Raw genomic sequence first — 14,075 nt, forward strand, 5'->3', positions numbered from 1 at the left:
TTACCTTCGTTTTTGCTGCGACGCACAAAAGTCGAAGCCGAGGGATACGGACCATGCTGCACATCAAAGACATCGAAGCCTTCGCCCGCATCAACGAGGCCCTGAACGAGGAGCCCGGCCCGGATGGCGGCACGGATAATCGGCCGGAGCAGGCCGAACAGTCCGACTCCCAAGGCCAGCACGGTTCCGGCCCGGCGCATCCGGCGCTGGTGATGGCGATGCTGGCGACCGGCCGCCTGCCGCTGTCGGCCCTGTCGAAATCCGATCAGGCGAAGACCCCGGACGTACCGACGCCCTGGACCAAGATGTTCCGCCGCTCCTGACGGCGGTTGGTCCGGGTGGGACGCCGTGGAGTCGGTGAGCAAGATCGACACGGATTTCACGGATTTCAGCACGGATTTCACGGATGTGGCGTTCCGAAGCGACCTGTGTCGAGGTACTCGAAGCGTCGCCAAGTTCAAGAAAAATCCGTGAAATCCGTGTCTAAATCCGTGAAATCCGTGTGAATCTTGCTCCCGATGCCTCGACTCTCCGTACTGGCGGCTGTTGCAAAAATTCCGCCATAAAGGAAATTATTCTTATACGCTTCCCGCAGACCCACCTTTCTGCGGAGCCGCCCAATGCCCCTCGATCCCCGTAGCTTCACCACCGACAACTTCCCCCGCTGGGCCGAAGAGCCGCCGACTCCGTCGGAAGGCTCGCTGGTCCCCGGTTCGCAGTTCCATGAGGAACAGTGGATCATGGCCGCCGGCATGCTGGCCCGTGGCAACAGCTTCCTTCAGGTCTCGCGCGCCATGGGATGCAGCCGAACCACGCTCTGGCGCGCCTATTACGGCTCCAAGGATTTCCGTCACAGGGTCTGGTGGGAGCGGCAGGCGCTGAACCGCGAGGCCGAGCTGCGCCTCTCCTCCCTGCGCATCCTGGTGGCCGAGCAGATCGAGCGGCTGGTCACGTCGGGCGATCCCGCCACCGTCCGCTGGCTGGCCGAGCGGCTCGGCCTGTTCGCCGGCCTCGATCAGCCCGCCCGCGACTCCGCTCCCAGGCCTGCCCCCCGTCCCGCCCCGAAACCGGAAGACCCGCCCGCCGTCACCGTCCCCGAACTCGACGATGACATCCCCGGCGACCTGCGCGAGCGCACCCCGCCCAGCCCGGCCCTGGTCGCCGCCGTCCTGGCCCAGCCGGAGGCGGCGGGACCGAAGGGCGTCTTCCCCTACACCCTCAACCAGTATGAAGAGTATCCCAACCTCAACCCCGGCCCGGTGAGCCGCCGCGCCGCCGGTCCCTTCTCCTGGCGCCGGTAGGCGGGGGATGCAACATCGCCCGCCTCCCTGTTCCACGCCGTTCCATCCCCTCACAGAAGCGACAGCTGGTCCCCCACCGCCGGCGGCACCCGGAAACGGCTGCAATCGAGCTGCCAGCTCCGGCCGCCCAGCCCCTGCTTCCGGCAGGCCAGCTTGAAGCGGTGGCGCAGCAGCTCGGCATAGGGGCCGGTGCCCTTCATCCGTGTGCCGAAGCCGGAGCGGTAGAGCGCGCCGTCGCGGCTCTGCCGTATCAGGCTCAGCACGCGGTCGGCGCGGTTGGGGGCATGGACGCGCAGCCATTCCTCGAACAGGTCGGCGATCTCCAGCGGCAGGCGCAGCAGGATATAGTTGGCGGTGGTTGCCCCGGCGCCGGCCGCCGCCTCCAGGATGGCTTCCAGCTCATGGTCGTTGAGCGCCGGGATCATCGGGCTGGCGAGGACCGCCACCGGCACGCCAGCCTCCGACAGGGCGCGGATCGCCTCCAGCCGGCGCGGCGGGGTGCTGGCCCGCGGCTCCATCGTCCGGGCGAGATCGCGGTCCAGCGTCGTGACCGAGACCGCGACCGATGCCAGCCCCTGAGCGGCCATCGGCGCCAATATGTCGAGGTCGCGCAGGACCAGCGCCGACTTGGTGATGATGCTGACCGGCTGGTTGAAGTCGCGGCAGACCTCCAGCACCCGTCGGGTGATGCCCTCCGTCCGCTCGATGGGCTGGTAGGGATCGGTGTTCGCCCCCAGCGCCAGCGGCTGGCAGACATAGGATTTCGCCCGCAACTCCTTGGCCAGCAGCTCCGCCGCGTTGCGTTTGGCGAACAGCTTGGTCTCGAAATCCAGCCCCGGCGACAGGCCGAGATACGCATGGGTCGGCCGGGCGAAGCAGTAGATGCAGGCATGCTCGCAGCCCTGGTACGGGTTCAGCGAACGGTCGAACGGGATGTCGGGCGACTGGTTGCTGGCGATGATCGACTTGGCCGAGGCCGGCGAGACGCTGGTGCGGACCGGGTCGGACAGCGCCTCGTTGCCGCTCTCGGCATAGCCGGTCCAGCCGTCGTCGGTCAGGACGCGGGTCTCGCGCTCGAACCGCCCGGTGGCGTTGCTGACCGCCCCGCGGCCTTTGATCGGGGATCGCCGTATCTCGTCCATACCGGCAGCTTAGACGGGGCGAAATGGAACGTAAAGCGAACAAACGCGGTTTGGCCATATCGCTTGGCGCCGTCATTGCTTCCGCCACCGAACAAACATAAAGATATCTTTATGCTTGCATGGTTCCGGGAGCGCTGATACATCCATGGCCAATGACAGCGGCAGGGCCGGGGATCCGGCGCGCCTGGAATTCCGCTGCCCGACCGTCACCGCCCACCAGGAGTCATCCCTCATGGCCGCCGAATTCACGGACTACAAGGTCAAGGACATCAGCCTCGCGAACTGGGGCCGCAAGGAGATCACCATCGCCGAGACCGAGATGCCGGGCCTGATGGCCCTGCGGTCGGAATTCGGCGCCTCCAAGCCGCTGGCCGGTGCCCGCATCGTCGGCTGCCTGCACATGACCATCCAGACCGCCGTGCTGATCGAGACGCTGACGGCACTCGGCGCCACCGTGCGCTGGTCCTCCTGCAACATCTTCTCGACCCAGGACCAGGCCGCCGCCGCCATCGCCGCCGCCGGCATCCCGGTCTTCGCCTGGAAGGGCGAGACGGAGGAGGAGTTCTGGTGGTGCATCGAGCAGACGCTGCGCGGCCCGGATGGCTGGACCCCGAACATGATCCTGGACGATGGCGGCGACGTCACCCAGATCATGCACGACAAGTATCCGGAGATGCTGGACGGCGTCCGCGGCCTGTCGGAGGAGACCACCACAGGCGTCCATCGTCTCTATGAGATGATGAAGAAGGGCACGCTGAAGGTTCCGGCCATCAACGTGAACGACAGCGTCACCAAGTCGAAGTTCGACAACCTCTATGGCTGCCGCGAGTCGCTGGTCGACGGCATCAAGCGCGCCACCGACGTCATGGTCGCCGGCAAGGTCGCCGTGGTCGCCGGCTATGGCGACGTGGGCAAGGGCTCGGCCGCCAGCCTGCGTTCGCAGGGTGCGCGCGTCCTGGTGACGGAGATCGACCCGATCAACGCGCTCCAGGCGGCGATGGAAGGCTATCAGGTCGTGACGATGGAGGATGCCGCTCCGCAGGGCGACATCTTCGTCACCGCCACCGGCAACGTCGACGTCATCACGATCGACCACATGCGGGCCATGAAGGACCGCGCCATCGTCTGCAACATCGGCCACTTCGACAGCGAGATCCAGATCGACGCCCTGCGCAATCTGGTCTGGGAAGAGGTCAAGCCGCAGGTCGACGAGGTCGTGTTCCCCGACGGCAAGCGCCTGATCGTGCTGGCCCAGGGCCGTCTGGTCAATCTGGGCTGCGCCACCGGCCACCCCAGCTTCGTGATGAGCGCCAGCTTCACCAACCAGGTGCTGGCCCAGATCGAGCTGTGGACCAACGCCGCCAACTACGAGAACAAGGTCTACGTCCTGCCCAAGCACCTGGACGAGAAGGTCGCCCGCCTGCATCTGGACAAGATCGGCGCCAAGCTGACCACCCTGACCGACAAGCAGGCCGCCTACATCAGCGTGCCGACCGCCGGCCCGTACAAGCCGGACCACTACCGCTACTAAGCGGTTGCGGGATTAAGAAAAAAGGGCCGTCCCGGTGGGGCGGCCCTTTTTCTTTGGAGTGTAGGTCTCTTGTGAGGAGCAGGGGAGGCAGGCAAGGTCGACACGGATGTCACGGATTTGAACACGGATTTCACGGATGTTATCCGGAAAGGTTGCTTCCAGCCAAAGAACGTCGGCTTTGGCAGGCCAAAAAGAAAATCCGTGTAATCCGTGTCTAAATCCGTGACATCCGTGTCAATATTGCCCCGGCATTCAGAATTTCCACCGAAGCCGAAGTCACTCCGCGTCCGAGTCCTTCATTCCCAGCCACTCCACCATTCCCGTGCCGGCCGCCACGCCCATGGCGAAGCAGCCCTGCAACAGGTAGCCGCCGGTCGGCGCCTCCCAGTCCAGCATTTCGCCGGCCAGGAACAGGCCGGGGCGGCGGGTCAGCATCGACCGCTCGTCCAGCTCCGACAGGCGGACGCCGCCGGCCGTGGAAATCGCCCGCTCGATGGGGCGGACGCCGGTCAGCACCATCGACAGCCCCTTGATCTGGCGGGCCAAAGCCGCCGGGTCGGTCAGGTCGGCGGCGGGGGCGAACTCGCGCAGCAGGGCGGCGCGCGGGCCGGTCAGGGACAGCGACTTCTTCAGGAAGGTGGACAGCGACTCCGCACCGCGGCGGCGCAGGCGCTTGACCAGTTCGGCCTCGGCCATGTCCGGCAGCAGATCCAGCGTCAGGGTCGCCCACCCCTCCGCGGCGATGGCGTCGCGCAGCGGCGCGCTCAGCGCATAGACCGCCCCGCCCTCGATCCCGGTTTCGGTGATGACGAATTCGCCCTTCAGGCGCCGGCCGGCAGCGGAGAGACCGACGCTCTTCACCGGCTGGCCGGCGAAGCGGTCGCGCAGGTGATCGGACCAGGGCACCTCGAAGCCCATGTTGGAGGGAACCAGCGGTGCGACCTCCACCCCCAGCCCTTCCAGCAGCGGAACCCAGCCGCCGTCCGACCCGGTGCGCGGCCAGCTCGCCCCGCCCAGCGCCAGCAGGGTGGCGCGCGGGGCGACGGTCACGCTTTCCTCGCCCTGGCGGAAGGTCAGGGCGCCGGTCGCGTCCCAGCCGGTCCAGCGATGGCGGCTGTGCAGGGTCACGCCCAGACCGTCCAGCCGCCGCAGCCAGGCGCGCACCAGGGTGGAGGCCTTCATCTGCACCGGGAAGACACGGCCGCTGCTGCCGATGAAAGTCTCGATGCCCAGCCCGGCCGCCCAGCCGCGCAGGGCGTCGGGCGAGAAGCCGGCCAGCAGGCGGCGGAACAGTGGCTCGGCGGCGCCATAGCGCGGCAGGAAGCGGTCGAGCGGCTCCGAATGGGTCAGGTTCAGCCCGCCGCGCCCGGCCAGCAGCAGCTTGCGCGCCGGGGTGGGCGTGTGGTCGAACACGGCGACCCGCAGGCCGGCGGCCGCGGCGATCTCCGCCGCCATCAACCCGGCGGGGCCGGCGCCGACGATCGCCACGTCAGGGGTGAGGTGGGGCACTTGGAAACGCTTTCACGAAAGGGATCGCCCCCGCCCATCCCATGCTGCGCGGGCAGGGGCACGGGCGGGGGCATGCGGGGCTCGGCCTCGGTTCCCCGCGGATCAGTCCTCGTAATCCTGGTCCTGGGCCACTTCCTCGGCCAGATCGGCGGCGAGGTCGGCGAAATAGCCGGCATCGACCTCCAGGCCGTTCTCCTCGCAGATGCGCATGAAGATGCGGTAGGCATGCAGGATGGCGACGTCGAGGACGACGAGATCCCCTTCCTCGCTGTGGCGGTCGGTGATGTCCCGCTCCTGAAGGGTGCCGACGATGTCGTGCGCGGCGGCCTGCAGGACCGCGTCCATGGCTTGTTTGTGTTGGGTCGACATCGTGTGAATCCTCGTTCCGGTCGTGCTTCGCGTCCCCGCCCGGCCGGACCGGCGCCGCATGGCCGGCGGGGGTGGCCGAACCGTCGGAGGAAACGGGCGCGTCGGGGGCTCCGTTCGTCCGCGAAAGTTCGGCCTCCCCCTTGTTGTAGAATCCTTTTTCACGGCCGAACAAGCCCCTTCACGGGGGGCCGGGGCGGGTCCTTCCGGGTAGCCTCGTACCGGCCATGGAGGGGGCGGTGGAAGGAGGCCGCTTCAGCGTGCGACGGGGGCCAGCAGGGGAGCGCCGACATAGCCCAGCGCCTTGCCTTTCCGCCCCACCTTGTACCAGCCGCCGACGGCCTCCAGCACGGTGACGCGTTCGCCGGCCTCCAGCACATCCAGCACCTTGGCGTCGCAGACCGGGGCGACCCGCAGATTGCCGGCGGCCCGCAGCCGGGCGACGGTTCCCCTGGAAAGCTTTGGCCGCTGCACCCGTCCGGGCAGGTCGTCGGGCAGGGCGCAGCCGCGGTCCTCGCGGTCGGCCCTGGCGTAGCGGTCGGGCTTTGCGGCGGTTGCGGGCTCGGTGCCGGCAGTCCGCGTGGGCACGGCTTCGGCCAGATAGGCGCTGGTGACGTAGCCCTGCGGCTTGCCGCTTCGGCCGATCCGCTGCCAGCCGTCGGACGGCGTGCCGAAGGCCGTCACCCGCTCGCCCTTTTCCACCGTGTCGAGGACCCGGCCCTTGGCGTCCGGCGTCGCCCGCAGGTAGATGCCGGCGGTGGCGGTCATCGGCCGCTGTGCGGGAACGACCGAAGGCTGCCTGGCAGGGGCTTCCTGTGAAGCCGGCTCCTTGGCGACAGCTTGGGGCGCTACCTCGACCTGTGGCTTCATCGCCGGCAGCGGTGGAATCCTGACGGCCGGCGGTGCCTCCGCGGCCTTGGGATCGGGCGCCTTCGCGGCTGCGGCCGCTACCGGGGGCGGAGCGGGTTGCAGGCCGGGCGGTAAGAGCGGGCCCGACAAGGGACCGGGGGCTTCCGGGGGATGCTCCCAGACCACGCCGGGGGTCAGGGGTGGGGAAAGCGCCTGTGCCGGCGTCAGGCGGGGAAGGGCGACGATGGGGGCGGGCGACGGGGTCAGCCGTTCGGCCGCGCTGTCCGCCAGCGCGCCGGCCGGGCAGCCGAACGGGCCGCCCAGCAGCAGGGCCGGTGCCGCGATCCGCAGCCAGGCGATCAGCCGCGCTCCAGCCATCACCCCCTCCTCAGTCGAGCGTGATGCGGGCGATCAGCGTCGGCAGCGTCTGACAGCGCAGAAGCCCGTCGAGCGTCCGGTGTTCGGCCAGCCGCAGGGTCAGCGCGCAACCGAAGGAGTTCACCGCCAGTTCGGTCTGCGCCAGGGTGCCGATGATGCTGGACGAACGCGCGATGCTGTAGCCGGGCGCGCCCAGCTTGCCGGCCAGCGCGCCGTTGACCGGGCTGAACCCGTCGATCTCCAGTGTCATCGGTCCCAGATTCTGCACCACCACCTCGGAACTCGGATCCTCCTTGGTGGCGTAGAGCTGGACCGGGACGGCGCGGTGTCGGGCGATCCAGTCCTTCAGCGCGAGGTTGGCGACCACCGGGTCGCGGCTTTGCAGCGCCGCCTCCATCGCCGTCTGGCGCAGCGCCGGGTCGTTGCCGCCCAGCGCCGCTTCGAAAGCGACCAGCCGTGCCGCGCGGTCCGTGCCGGTCAGCTTGCCGCGCAGGTCGGCGACCTGGGCGATGCGCGCCTCGACCGCCCGGCGCTCCGTTTCGGCGCGGGCGGCTTCGGCCTTGGCGGCGGCGGTCTGCTGCGCCAGCCTTTCCTCCTCGCGCCGCCGGCGTTCGCTGTCCTCGGCCAGCCGCTGGGCGGCGTCGCGATCCAGCTGCTCGCGCAGGTTTTTGGCTTCGGGTGTGCCCAGCACGACCGTGCGGCCGGGCAGTTCGGCAGCCGGCTTGCCGATGCCGTCGAGCAGGCCGGGGGACTGTGGCGTCAGCGCCACCGTCCATCCGCCGGCACCGCGGGTGGCGAGCGCCGTCGCCACCCAATTCTTGCTCAGTCCGGCCTCCGCCGCCGGGCGCAGGAAGGTCACCGGCCCTTCACGGCTGTCCACCAGATAGGTCGGCCCGCCCAGAACCAGCTTGGCGCTGACCCGTGCCGCCATCTGCGGTTCCGAAGATGGCGGTTCCGGCAGCGGTTCGACGCTCAGCGACTCGATGCGCCAGGGGGCGGGCAGCAGCGCTTCGATCCGCGCACGCAGGAGGGAGTCCGGGATCGTCTCGACCGTGGGAACCTTGGCGGTGGCGGTGGCGGTGGCGGTGGCGGTGGCGGTGGCCTCCGCAGCCCGGGCACCCTCGACCGGTGCACCTAGTGCGACCCAGCCGGCGATGAGGGTTGCGCCCAGGCTCACTCTTGGGCCTGCCCCGAGGCCCGGCCCGGCACCGGCTGCGATGCGGGCCGCGAATTGTCCGTTCCCCGGTCGCTTCATCGCCGATCCTTCCCCCCGTGTCCGCCGTCCAATGTCCGCCGTCCGGCACTGGTATAGCGAAGGTTCCGGCCAAGGGAAGCGGCTTTTCCCGGCAACCTGTCGATCTGTGGTTGGATGCAATACCCGCCTGCGCCGGATTGTCGCGTCAATCCGCACCCATGGGTCGAATTGGACTTGGACGCCACACGCCACTTGCAATATGGTCACACAAATGGATGTATTGGCCCCGTATCGAGAGATCGGGACACGCAACGGATGGGGAACGGGGTTTCCGATGGAGGGCACGGGCGGAGGTAAAGACGGACCGGGGCTGCTCTGCCGCAATGTCAAAGTGAGCGGCCGCCGAACCAGTTTAAGAATGGAGCCGTATATTTGGGATTCGCTGAAGGAAATCTGTGAGCGGGAGCAGATGACCCTCAACGAAATCTGCACCCAAATCGACGAACGGCGTGGGGAGGCGAACCTGACTGCCTCCATCCGCGTCTTCATCGTCAGCTATTACCGCACCGCCATCGGTCAGCGCGGTTTTTCGGAAGATGGTCAGTCGCCTCTGCTGCGCAGGGCGATGGACGACGCCGTTCCGCTGGAGTGACAAGGGCGGGTATAACGGGCCAGGGGTGACGGGAGCGGGCTATGCGCTCCCGTCCACCGGGTTCACCAGCGCAGGCTGGGAACCGCGTAGGTCGGCATGTGACCCGACGCATCGGCCAGGGCGCGCAGGTTGACCGGATCGACCGAAGCCCCCCAGGCTGCACCGCCCAGTTCCTCCTGGTGGATGCCTGCGGTGACCAGTGCAACATCGATCCCGGCGGCATTGGCACCGGCGACATCGGTGCGCAGGCTGTCGCCCACCGCCAGGATGCGGCTCTTGTCGGCGATGCCCAGCAGCTTGAAGCAGCGCTCATAGACGGGGGCATGGGGCTTGCCGTGCTGGCGCACGTCGCCGCCCATCTCCTCATAGCGGGCGGCCAGCGTGCCGGCGCAGATCACCAGCATCGGTCCCACCATCACCACCAGATCGGGGTTGGCGCAGATCATCGGCAATCCTGCGGCCAGGCACGCGTCCAGCTGCGGCTGATAGTCCGCAACCGTCTCGCCGAAGGTGACGATGCCGGTGTTGACGACGAAATCCGCGTCCTCCGGCGTAGCGGCAACCCGATAGCCGAGCCCGGAGAAGACATCGATGTCGCGCTCCGGTCCGATGTGGTAGAGCCGCCGTCCGAGGGCGGCATGCCAGGGATCGTCGCGGTCGCGCAGGGCCTCGTAGGTCGCCTCGCCCGAGGTCATGACATGGTGGTAGCGCTCGCGCCCCAGCCCCATGCCGTCCAGCTTCTCGATGACGCCGGTGGTTCGGCGCGGTGCATTGGACAGCAGGCAAATTGTCTTGCCGGCGGCTCGCATGCTGTCCAGGCAGTCTGGCACGCCGGGATAAGGCTGCTCGCCGTCATGCAGCACGCCCCAGAGGTCCAGGATGAACCCGTCATAGCGGTCGATGACCTCGGCGATGCCGGAAATCTGTCGGATGTCGGCCATGGTGTCCGGTCGGTTCGGTGGAAGGACAAAGATCGGATTGCATCGATCGGATTGCGTCGATAGGCCGATCTCAGCGTGGTTGTAGCAACTCTGCGTAAACCGCCAGCGTGTCGGCGCACATGCGGTCCTTGGTGTAGCAGTCGGCGACGAAGGCCATGGCGCGGGTGCCGATGGCGTCCCGTTGCTCCGGCGTCAGCGACAGCGCCTCCTCCAGCGCCTGGGCCAGCGCGTCGGGATCGTCCGGCGGCACCACCCAGGCGGTTTCGCCGGGGACGACGGTCTCCTGATAGGCGCCGATGGCCGAGACGATCACCGGCTTGCCCATCGCCTGAGCCTCGACGATCACCCGCCCGAAGGCTTCCGGCTCGCGCGAGGCGGAGACGACCACCGTCGACAGCAGGTAAGCCGCGGCCATGTCGCTGCAATGGTCGGTCATCCGCACCACGCCGCGCAGGCCAGCATTGGCGATGCGGTTCTCCAGCTCTTCCCGGTAGCCGGTGCGACCCTGGTCGGAGCCGACCAGCAAGGCCAGCACATCCTTGCGCCCCAGCTTGGCCAGCGCGTCGATCAACACGATCTGGCCTTTCCAGCGGGTCAGCCGGCCGGGCAGCAGGATCACCGGCCGGTCGTCCGGCAGGTTCCATTGCTTGGCAAGGGTCACCAGCCGTGTCGGGCTGACCCGGTCGGGTGCGAAGACGCCGCGGTCGATGCCGCGGTGGATGACGCGCACCTGTTGCGGATCGACCGGGTAGTTGCCCAGCACATGGTCGCGGATGAAGCCGGAGATGGCGATCACCCGCTCGCCGCGCGCCATCACCGAATTGTACCAGCGCTTCAGCCGCCCGCCGACCGGCCCCGAACCGAAATTGTAGGGCGCGTGGAAGGTCGTCATGTAGCGCGCACCCGTCTCGCGGCAGGCCAGCCACGCACTCCAGGCCGGCGCGCGGGAGCGGGCATGGACTATGTCCACCTTGTGCTCGCGGATGATAGCGGCCAGCCGGCGGGCGTTGCGGCGGATGGTCAGCGGGTTCTTGGAGGCCAGCGGCAGCGTCAGATGGGCGATGCGGGCGCGGTCCAACTCCCGCACCATCGGGCCGCCCTGCGACGCCACCAGGGGCGTGCCACCGGCGGTCTGCAGGGCGAGTGCCATGTCGATGCAGCCGCGCTCCGCCCCGCCGGTGACCAACGTCGGCACCACCTGCAGCACCGTCGGCGCCCGCCCGCCCGGCCAATGGTCTGGCCAAGGGCCGGCGGAAGCGTCCTGATGGGCGTCTGCGTTGCGTGGGGAATGGTCGGTGGTAAGGTGGGGGTCGAAATCCATGATGCCGGCTGCTCGCAAGGGGCGGCCCGGGACCGGCCGCGGGGCCCGGCAAGCCGGCGCCCCATCGAGCCCGGTGCCCGACCGCGTGCCGGTGTCCGTTGTCGAAGGTGACCGTATGACCGAAACCGCAGCCCAACCGGGCGGCGCGCACCATAGCCTAACGCGCGGTGCCGCGACCATAGCCTATCACCACACCCCTGCCGGCCCGTCCGGGCGGGGCAAGCCGGGCGTGATGTTCCTTGGCGGCTTCATGTCCGACATGACCGGTGGCAAGGCAACGGCCCTGGAAGCCTGGGCGGTGGCGCGCGGCCTGTCCTTCACCCGCTTCGACTACCAGGGCCATGGCGCTTCCAGCGGGCGGTTCGCCGACGGTACCATCGGCCTGTGGGCCGACGATGCGCTTGCGGTGCTGGACGAGGTGACGACCGGGCCGCAGATCCTGGTCGGCTCGTCAATGGGGGGCTGGATGATGCTGCTGACTGCGCTCCGCCGGCCGGAGCGGGTCTCTGGATTGGTCGGCATCGCGCCGGCCCCCGATTTCACCGAAGACCTGATGTGGGACATCTTCGACGCCGACATCCGCCAGCGGATCATGGAGGTGGGCGTCTGGAACCGCCCGTCGGACTACGGTCCCGAGCCGCAGCCGATCACCCGCGCCCTGATCGAGGACGGCCGCACCCATCTGCTGCTGCGCGGTCCCATCGCCTTCGACGGCCCCGTCCGCCTGCTGCACGGCCAGCGCGACCCTGACGTTCCATGGCAGTTCAGCCTGAGGATCGCCGAAGCGCTGATCGGCGACGATGTCCGTGTCACGCTGGTGAAGGACGGCGACCACCGCCTGTCCCGTCCCCAGGATCTGGACCTGTTGTGCCGCACCGTCGGCGCCCTGGTGGATGAATTCGGCGGATGAAATCGGAGCGGTTCGGCGTGCCGCCAAAAAAACATCGTCCACGTGAAACAGAGGCTTGCATCCCCGCGAACCTCTGGCTATAACGCGGGCCTCTGCGGAGGGGTGGCCGAGTGGTTGAAGGCGCACGCCTGGAAAGTGTGTATACGTCAAAAGCGTATCGAGGGTTCGAATCCCTCTCCCTCCGCCACTAAGTTTCCGGGTTGAACCCGAAAAAAAGGCTCAGCTGACAAGCTGAGCCTTTTTCGTTTTGCGCTGCTCTTCAGCGAACCATCCGCAGCCGTGATCCAGCGAACCCAAAATAGAAAAGCCCGCCCCGCACCTGGCGATTGCCGGTGCGGGGCGGGCTGTGAGTCGTTTCCGGTGCCTGGAACGAAAGGGGGAGTTCCCCCTACTTCGACCGCGACACGCGGCGCAGGAAGTCGATGAACTGCGCCTGCTCTTCCGGGGACAGGTCCTTGACCATGCCCTGGTCATGAGCCTGGACACGCGGGATCAGGTCGTCCATCAGCGTCTGGCCTTCCGGCGACAGGCGCAGTGCGTAGGAACGGCGATCGTTGGGCGACGGGGCGCGGACGACGAGGCCGCGCGACTCGAGCCTGTCGATCACGGCGACCATCGTCGACCGGTCGATGCCGACCGCCGTGCCCAGATCGGACTGCGACAGGCCTTCATTCTCCCGGATCATGATCAGCACGCCGAACTGGCCGGGCGTGATGTCATGCGGAGCGACCGCGTTCTGGAAGCTCTGGAACACCGCGACCTGAGCCTTGCGCAGGTTGTAACCCACAAGCTCGGGAAGGGGGCCGAGGGCAAGCTTGCCGTTCTTTCCGGGCCGCAGACGCGACCGCCGGTCGGCGGGGGTGGAACGCTCGTTGTCAGTCACCGTGGATGCCATATTTTGGATGAATTATCGGATGAACGGATAAAATGCGGGCATGGCTCTCGTTTGTCAGCAAGAACTGAGCTGACGATAGGCTATGCATACCAGATATGCGCATGGCGTATTGGTGGGCGGGCGCACAAATTCCATCTTGAAGAGTCAAGAAGTGATCGACGCCGATTCGACGCCGATCGCCCGTCCTGCGGTTTCCCCTGCCGCGCGCGGGTTCCCGAATCGGAGCTTCCGACGCCCGGTCCCCCCCAGACCGGGCGTCTTCGTTTCCAGCCGGCCCCCTGAACCTCGCCCTGGTACGCTGAAGCGCTTTGCAGGGCAGGGCGGATGGTTGGGCGCTTGGTCCGTTGGCGGCTTTCGGGTTAGCTGTTCGACAGTGTCCCAACCAGAGAGCCGATGCCATGGCCTTCGCCATTCCCCTGTGGTCCCAGCCGGCCGTCCCCGTCACGGGCGGCGATCCGTTCCCGGTGCGGCGTATCTACTGCGTCGGCCGCAACTATGCCGCCCATGCGCGCGAAATGGGCGCCGATCCCGACCGCGAGCCGCCCTTCTTCTTCATGAAGCCGGCCGATGCCATCGTCGCCGACGGCGCCACCATCCCCTATCCGCCGAAGACCGCCAACCTGCATCACGAGATCGAGCTGGTGGTGGCGATTGGCACCGGCGGCCGCGACATCCCGGTCGACCGCGCGCTGGAGCATGTGTTCGGCTATGCCGTTGGGCTCGACATGACCCGGCGCGACCTGCAGAACGCCGCCAAGAAGGAAGGCAAGCCCTGGGACATGGGCAAGGGCTTCGACCAGTCGGCTCCCTGCTCCGCAATCCGCACCGTCGCCGACATCGGCCACCCGGCCAAGGGGGGCGTCACCTTGCAGGTGAACGGCGAGCCGCGGCAGAAGGGGGACCTGTCCGACCTGATCTGGTCGGTGGCGGAGACGATCTCCTACCTGTCCGGGCTGGTCGAACTGCAGCCGGGCGACCTGATCTACACCGGCACGCCGGAGGGCGTCGGTGCGGTGGTGGCCGGCGACGTGCTGACCGGTGCGGTCGAGGGCGTCGGCACCCTGACCCTGACCATCGCCTGAGCC

General features: G+C 68.0%; 14 protein-coding genes and 1 tRNA gene. 7 read left to right on the plus strand and 8 right to left on the minus strand.

What is annotated here, in order from left to right; genetic code table 11:
* Window positions 1-53: 53 nt before the first annotated feature.
* On the plus strand, window positions 54-323 hold the full coding sequence (locus ACWPN8_RS03030; protein WP_109095860.1) for a hypothetical protein: 270 nt from the start codon (window positions 54-56) through the stop codon (window positions 321-323).
* A 297-nt stretch (window positions 324-620) separates the two neighbouring features.
* Window positions 621-1,301 (plus strand): hypothetical protein, encoded by a 681-nt coding sequence (locus ACWPN8_RS03035; protein ID WP_492239874.1) that lies wholly within the window; start codon window positions 621-623, stop codon window positions 1,299-1,301.
* A gap of 50 nt (window positions 1,302-1,351) precedes the next feature.
* On the opposite strand, the gene ACWPN8_RS03040 is transcribed toward ACWPN8_RS03035, so the two are convergent.
* Window positions 1,352-2,443 (minus strand): PA0069 family radical SAM protein, encoded by a 1,092-nt coding sequence (locus ACWPN8_RS03040; RefSeq protein ID WP_109095858.1) that lies wholly within the window; start codon window positions 2,441-2,443, stop codon window positions 1,352-1,354.
* Window positions 2,444-2,675: 232 nt separating this feature from the next.
* On the opposite strand from ACWPN8_RS03040, the gene ahcY reads away from it, so the two are divergent.
* A complete protein-coding gene (ahcY, locus tag ACWPN8_RS03045; RefSeq protein ID WP_109452311.1) occupies window positions 2,676-3,974 on the plus strand; it encodes an adenosylhomocysteinase in 1,299 nt (432 codons plus the stop codon).
* Window positions 3,975-4,250: 276 nt separating this feature from the next.
* On the opposite strand, the gene ACWPN8_RS03050 is transcribed toward ahcY, so the two are convergent.
* The 4 genes from ACWPN8_RS03050 to ACWPN8_RS03065 all read right to left on the minus strand — a co-directional run bounded on the left by ACWPN8_RS03050 (window position 4,251) and on the right by ACWPN8_RS03065 (window position 8,253).
* Complete coding sequence (locus tag ACWPN8_RS03050) at window positions 4,251-5,429, minus strand: TIGR03862 family flavoprotein (protein WP_395459792.1); 1,179 nt, start codon at window positions 5,427-5,429, stop codon at window positions 4,251-4,253.
* Window positions 5,430-5,585: 156 nt separating this feature from the next.
* The gene (locus ACWPN8_RS03055) at window positions 5,586-5,852 is read right to left on the minus strand and encodes a hypothetical protein (RefSeq protein WP_098740726.1); all 267 of its coding nucleotides are present in this window, start codon (window positions 5,850-5,852) and stop codon (window positions 5,586-5,588) included.
* Between the two features lie 252 nt (window positions 5,853-6,104).
* Window positions 6,105-7,076 carry an SH3 domain-containing protein gene (locus tag ACWPN8_RS03060; protein ID WP_492239875.1) on the minus strand — a complete coding sequence of 324 codons (972 nt, stop codon included), beginning with the start codon at window positions 7,074-7,076 and terminating at the stop codon, window positions 6,105-6,107.
* Window positions 7,077-7,086: 10 nt separating this feature from the next.
* Window positions 7,087-8,253: a hypothetical protein gene (locus tag ACWPN8_RS03065; protein ID WP_492239876.1), complete on the minus strand. Its 1,167-nt coding sequence runs from the start codon at window positions 8,251-8,253 to the stop codon at window positions 7,087-7,089.
* Window positions 8,254-8,605: 352 nt separating this feature from the next.
* On the opposite strand from ACWPN8_RS03065, the gene ACWPN8_RS03070 reads away from it, so the two are divergent.
* Complete coding sequence (locus ACWPN8_RS03070) at window positions 8,606-8,923, plus strand: ribbon-helix-helix domain-containing protein (protein ID WP_109047759.1); 318 nt, start codon at window positions 8,606-8,608, stop codon at window positions 8,921-8,923.
* Window positions 8,924-8,985: 62 nt separating this feature from the next.
* On the opposite strand, the gene ACWPN8_RS03075 is transcribed toward ACWPN8_RS03070, so the two are convergent.
* Window positions 8,986-9,864, minus strand: coding sequence for a TIGR01459 family HAD-type hydrolase (locus tag ACWPN8_RS03075; RefSeq protein WP_395458693.1), 879 nt, complete (start codon window positions 9,862-9,864; stop codon window positions 8,986-8,988).
* A 70-nt stretch (window positions 9,865-9,934) separates the two neighbouring features.
* Window positions 9,935-11,185 carry a glycosyltransferase family 4 protein gene (locus ACWPN8_RS03080; RefSeq protein ID WP_492239877.1) on the minus strand — a complete coding sequence of 417 codons (1,251 nt, stop codon included), beginning with the start codon at window positions 11,183-11,185 and terminating at the stop codon, window positions 9,935-9,937.
* A gap of 115 nt (window positions 11,186-11,300) precedes the next feature.
* Here ACWPN8_RS03080 and ACWPN8_RS03085 point away from each other — a divergent pair, with 115 nt between their 5' ends.
* Window positions 11,301-12,095 carry an alpha/beta fold hydrolase gene (locus ACWPN8_RS03085; protein WP_492239878.1) on the plus strand — a complete coding sequence of 265 codons (795 nt, stop codon included), beginning with the start codon at window positions 11,301-11,303 and terminating at the stop codon, window positions 12,093-12,095.
* A 96-nt stretch (window positions 12,096-12,191) separates the two neighbouring features.
* Window positions 12,192-12,282: transfer RNA gene (locus ACWPN8_RS03090), tRNA-Ser, on the plus strand.
* Between the two features lie 201 nt (window positions 12,283-12,483).
* Here ACWPN8_RS03090 and ACWPN8_RS03095 read toward each other — a convergent pair.
* Window positions 12,484-12,978, minus strand: a complete 495-nt coding sequence (locus tag ACWPN8_RS03095) for a MarR family winged helix-turn-helix transcriptional regulator (RefSeq protein ID WP_244560711.1) — start codon at window positions 12,976-12,978, stop codon at window positions 12,484-12,486.
* Window positions 12,979-13,388: 410 nt separating this feature from the next.
* On the opposite strand from ACWPN8_RS03095, the gene ACWPN8_RS03100 reads away from it, so the two are divergent.
* On the plus strand, window positions 13,389-14,072 hold the full coding sequence (locus ACWPN8_RS03100; protein WP_109095850.1) for a fumarylacetoacetate hydrolase family protein: 684 nt from the start codon (window positions 13,389-13,391) through the stop codon (window positions 14,070-14,072).
* Window positions 14,073-14,075 lie beyond the last annotated feature (3 nt).

The organism is Azospirillum sp. UENF 112521 (assembly GCF_058780665.1).

What these genes read in the sequence shown, in the direction of transcription:
- ACWPN8_RS03030 (WP_109095860.1), top strand. Translation starts at nt 54, where the DNA reads ATGCTGCACATCAAAGACATCGAAGCCTTCGCCCGCATCAACGAGGCC.
- ACWPN8_RS03035 (WP_492239874.1), top strand. Translation starts at nt 621, where the DNA reads ATGCCCCTCGATCCCCGTAGCTTCACCACCGACAACTTCCCCCGCTGG.
- ACWPN8_RS03040 (WP_109095858.1), bottom strand. Translation starts at nt 2,443, where the DNA reads ATGGACGAGATACGGCGATCCCCGATCAAAGGCCGCGGGGCGGTCAGC.
- ahcY (WP_109452311.1), top strand. Translation starts at nt 2,676, where the DNA reads ATGGCCGCCGAATTCACGGACTACAAGGTCAAGGACATCAGCCTCGCG.
- ACWPN8_RS03050 (WP_395459792.1), bottom strand. Translation starts at nt 5,429, where the DNA reads ATGGCGGCGGAGATCGCCGCGGCCGCCGGCCTGCGGGTCGCCGTGTTC.
- ACWPN8_RS03055 (WP_098740726.1), bottom strand. Translation starts at nt 5,852, where the DNA reads ATGTCGACCCAACACAAACAAGCCATGGACGCGGTCCTGCAGGCCGCC.
- ACWPN8_RS03060 (WP_492239875.1), bottom strand. Translation starts at nt 7,076, where the DNA reads ATGGCTGGAGCGCGGCTGATCGCCTGGCTGCGGATCGCGGCACCGGCC.
- ACWPN8_RS03070 (WP_109047759.1), top strand. Translation starts at nt 8,606, where the DNA reads ATGGAGGGCACGGGCGGAGGTAAAGACGGACCGGGGCTGCTCTGCCGC.
- ACWPN8_RS03075 (WP_395458693.1), bottom strand. Translation starts at nt 9,864, where the DNA reads ATGGCCGACATCCGACAGATTTCCGGCATCGCCGAGGTCATCGACCGC.
- ACWPN8_RS03080 (WP_492239877.1), bottom strand. Translation starts at nt 11,185, where the DNA reads ATGGATTTCGACCCCCACCTTACCACCGACCATTCCCCACGCAACGCA.
- ACWPN8_RS03085 (WP_492239878.1), top strand. Translation starts at nt 11,301, where the DNA reads ATGACCGAAACCGCAGCCCAACCGGGCGGCGCGCACCATAGCCTAACG.
- ACWPN8_RS03100 (WP_109095850.1), top strand. Translation starts at nt 13,389, where the DNA reads ATGGCCTTCGCCATTCCCCTGTGGTCCCAGCCGGCCGTCCCCGTCACG.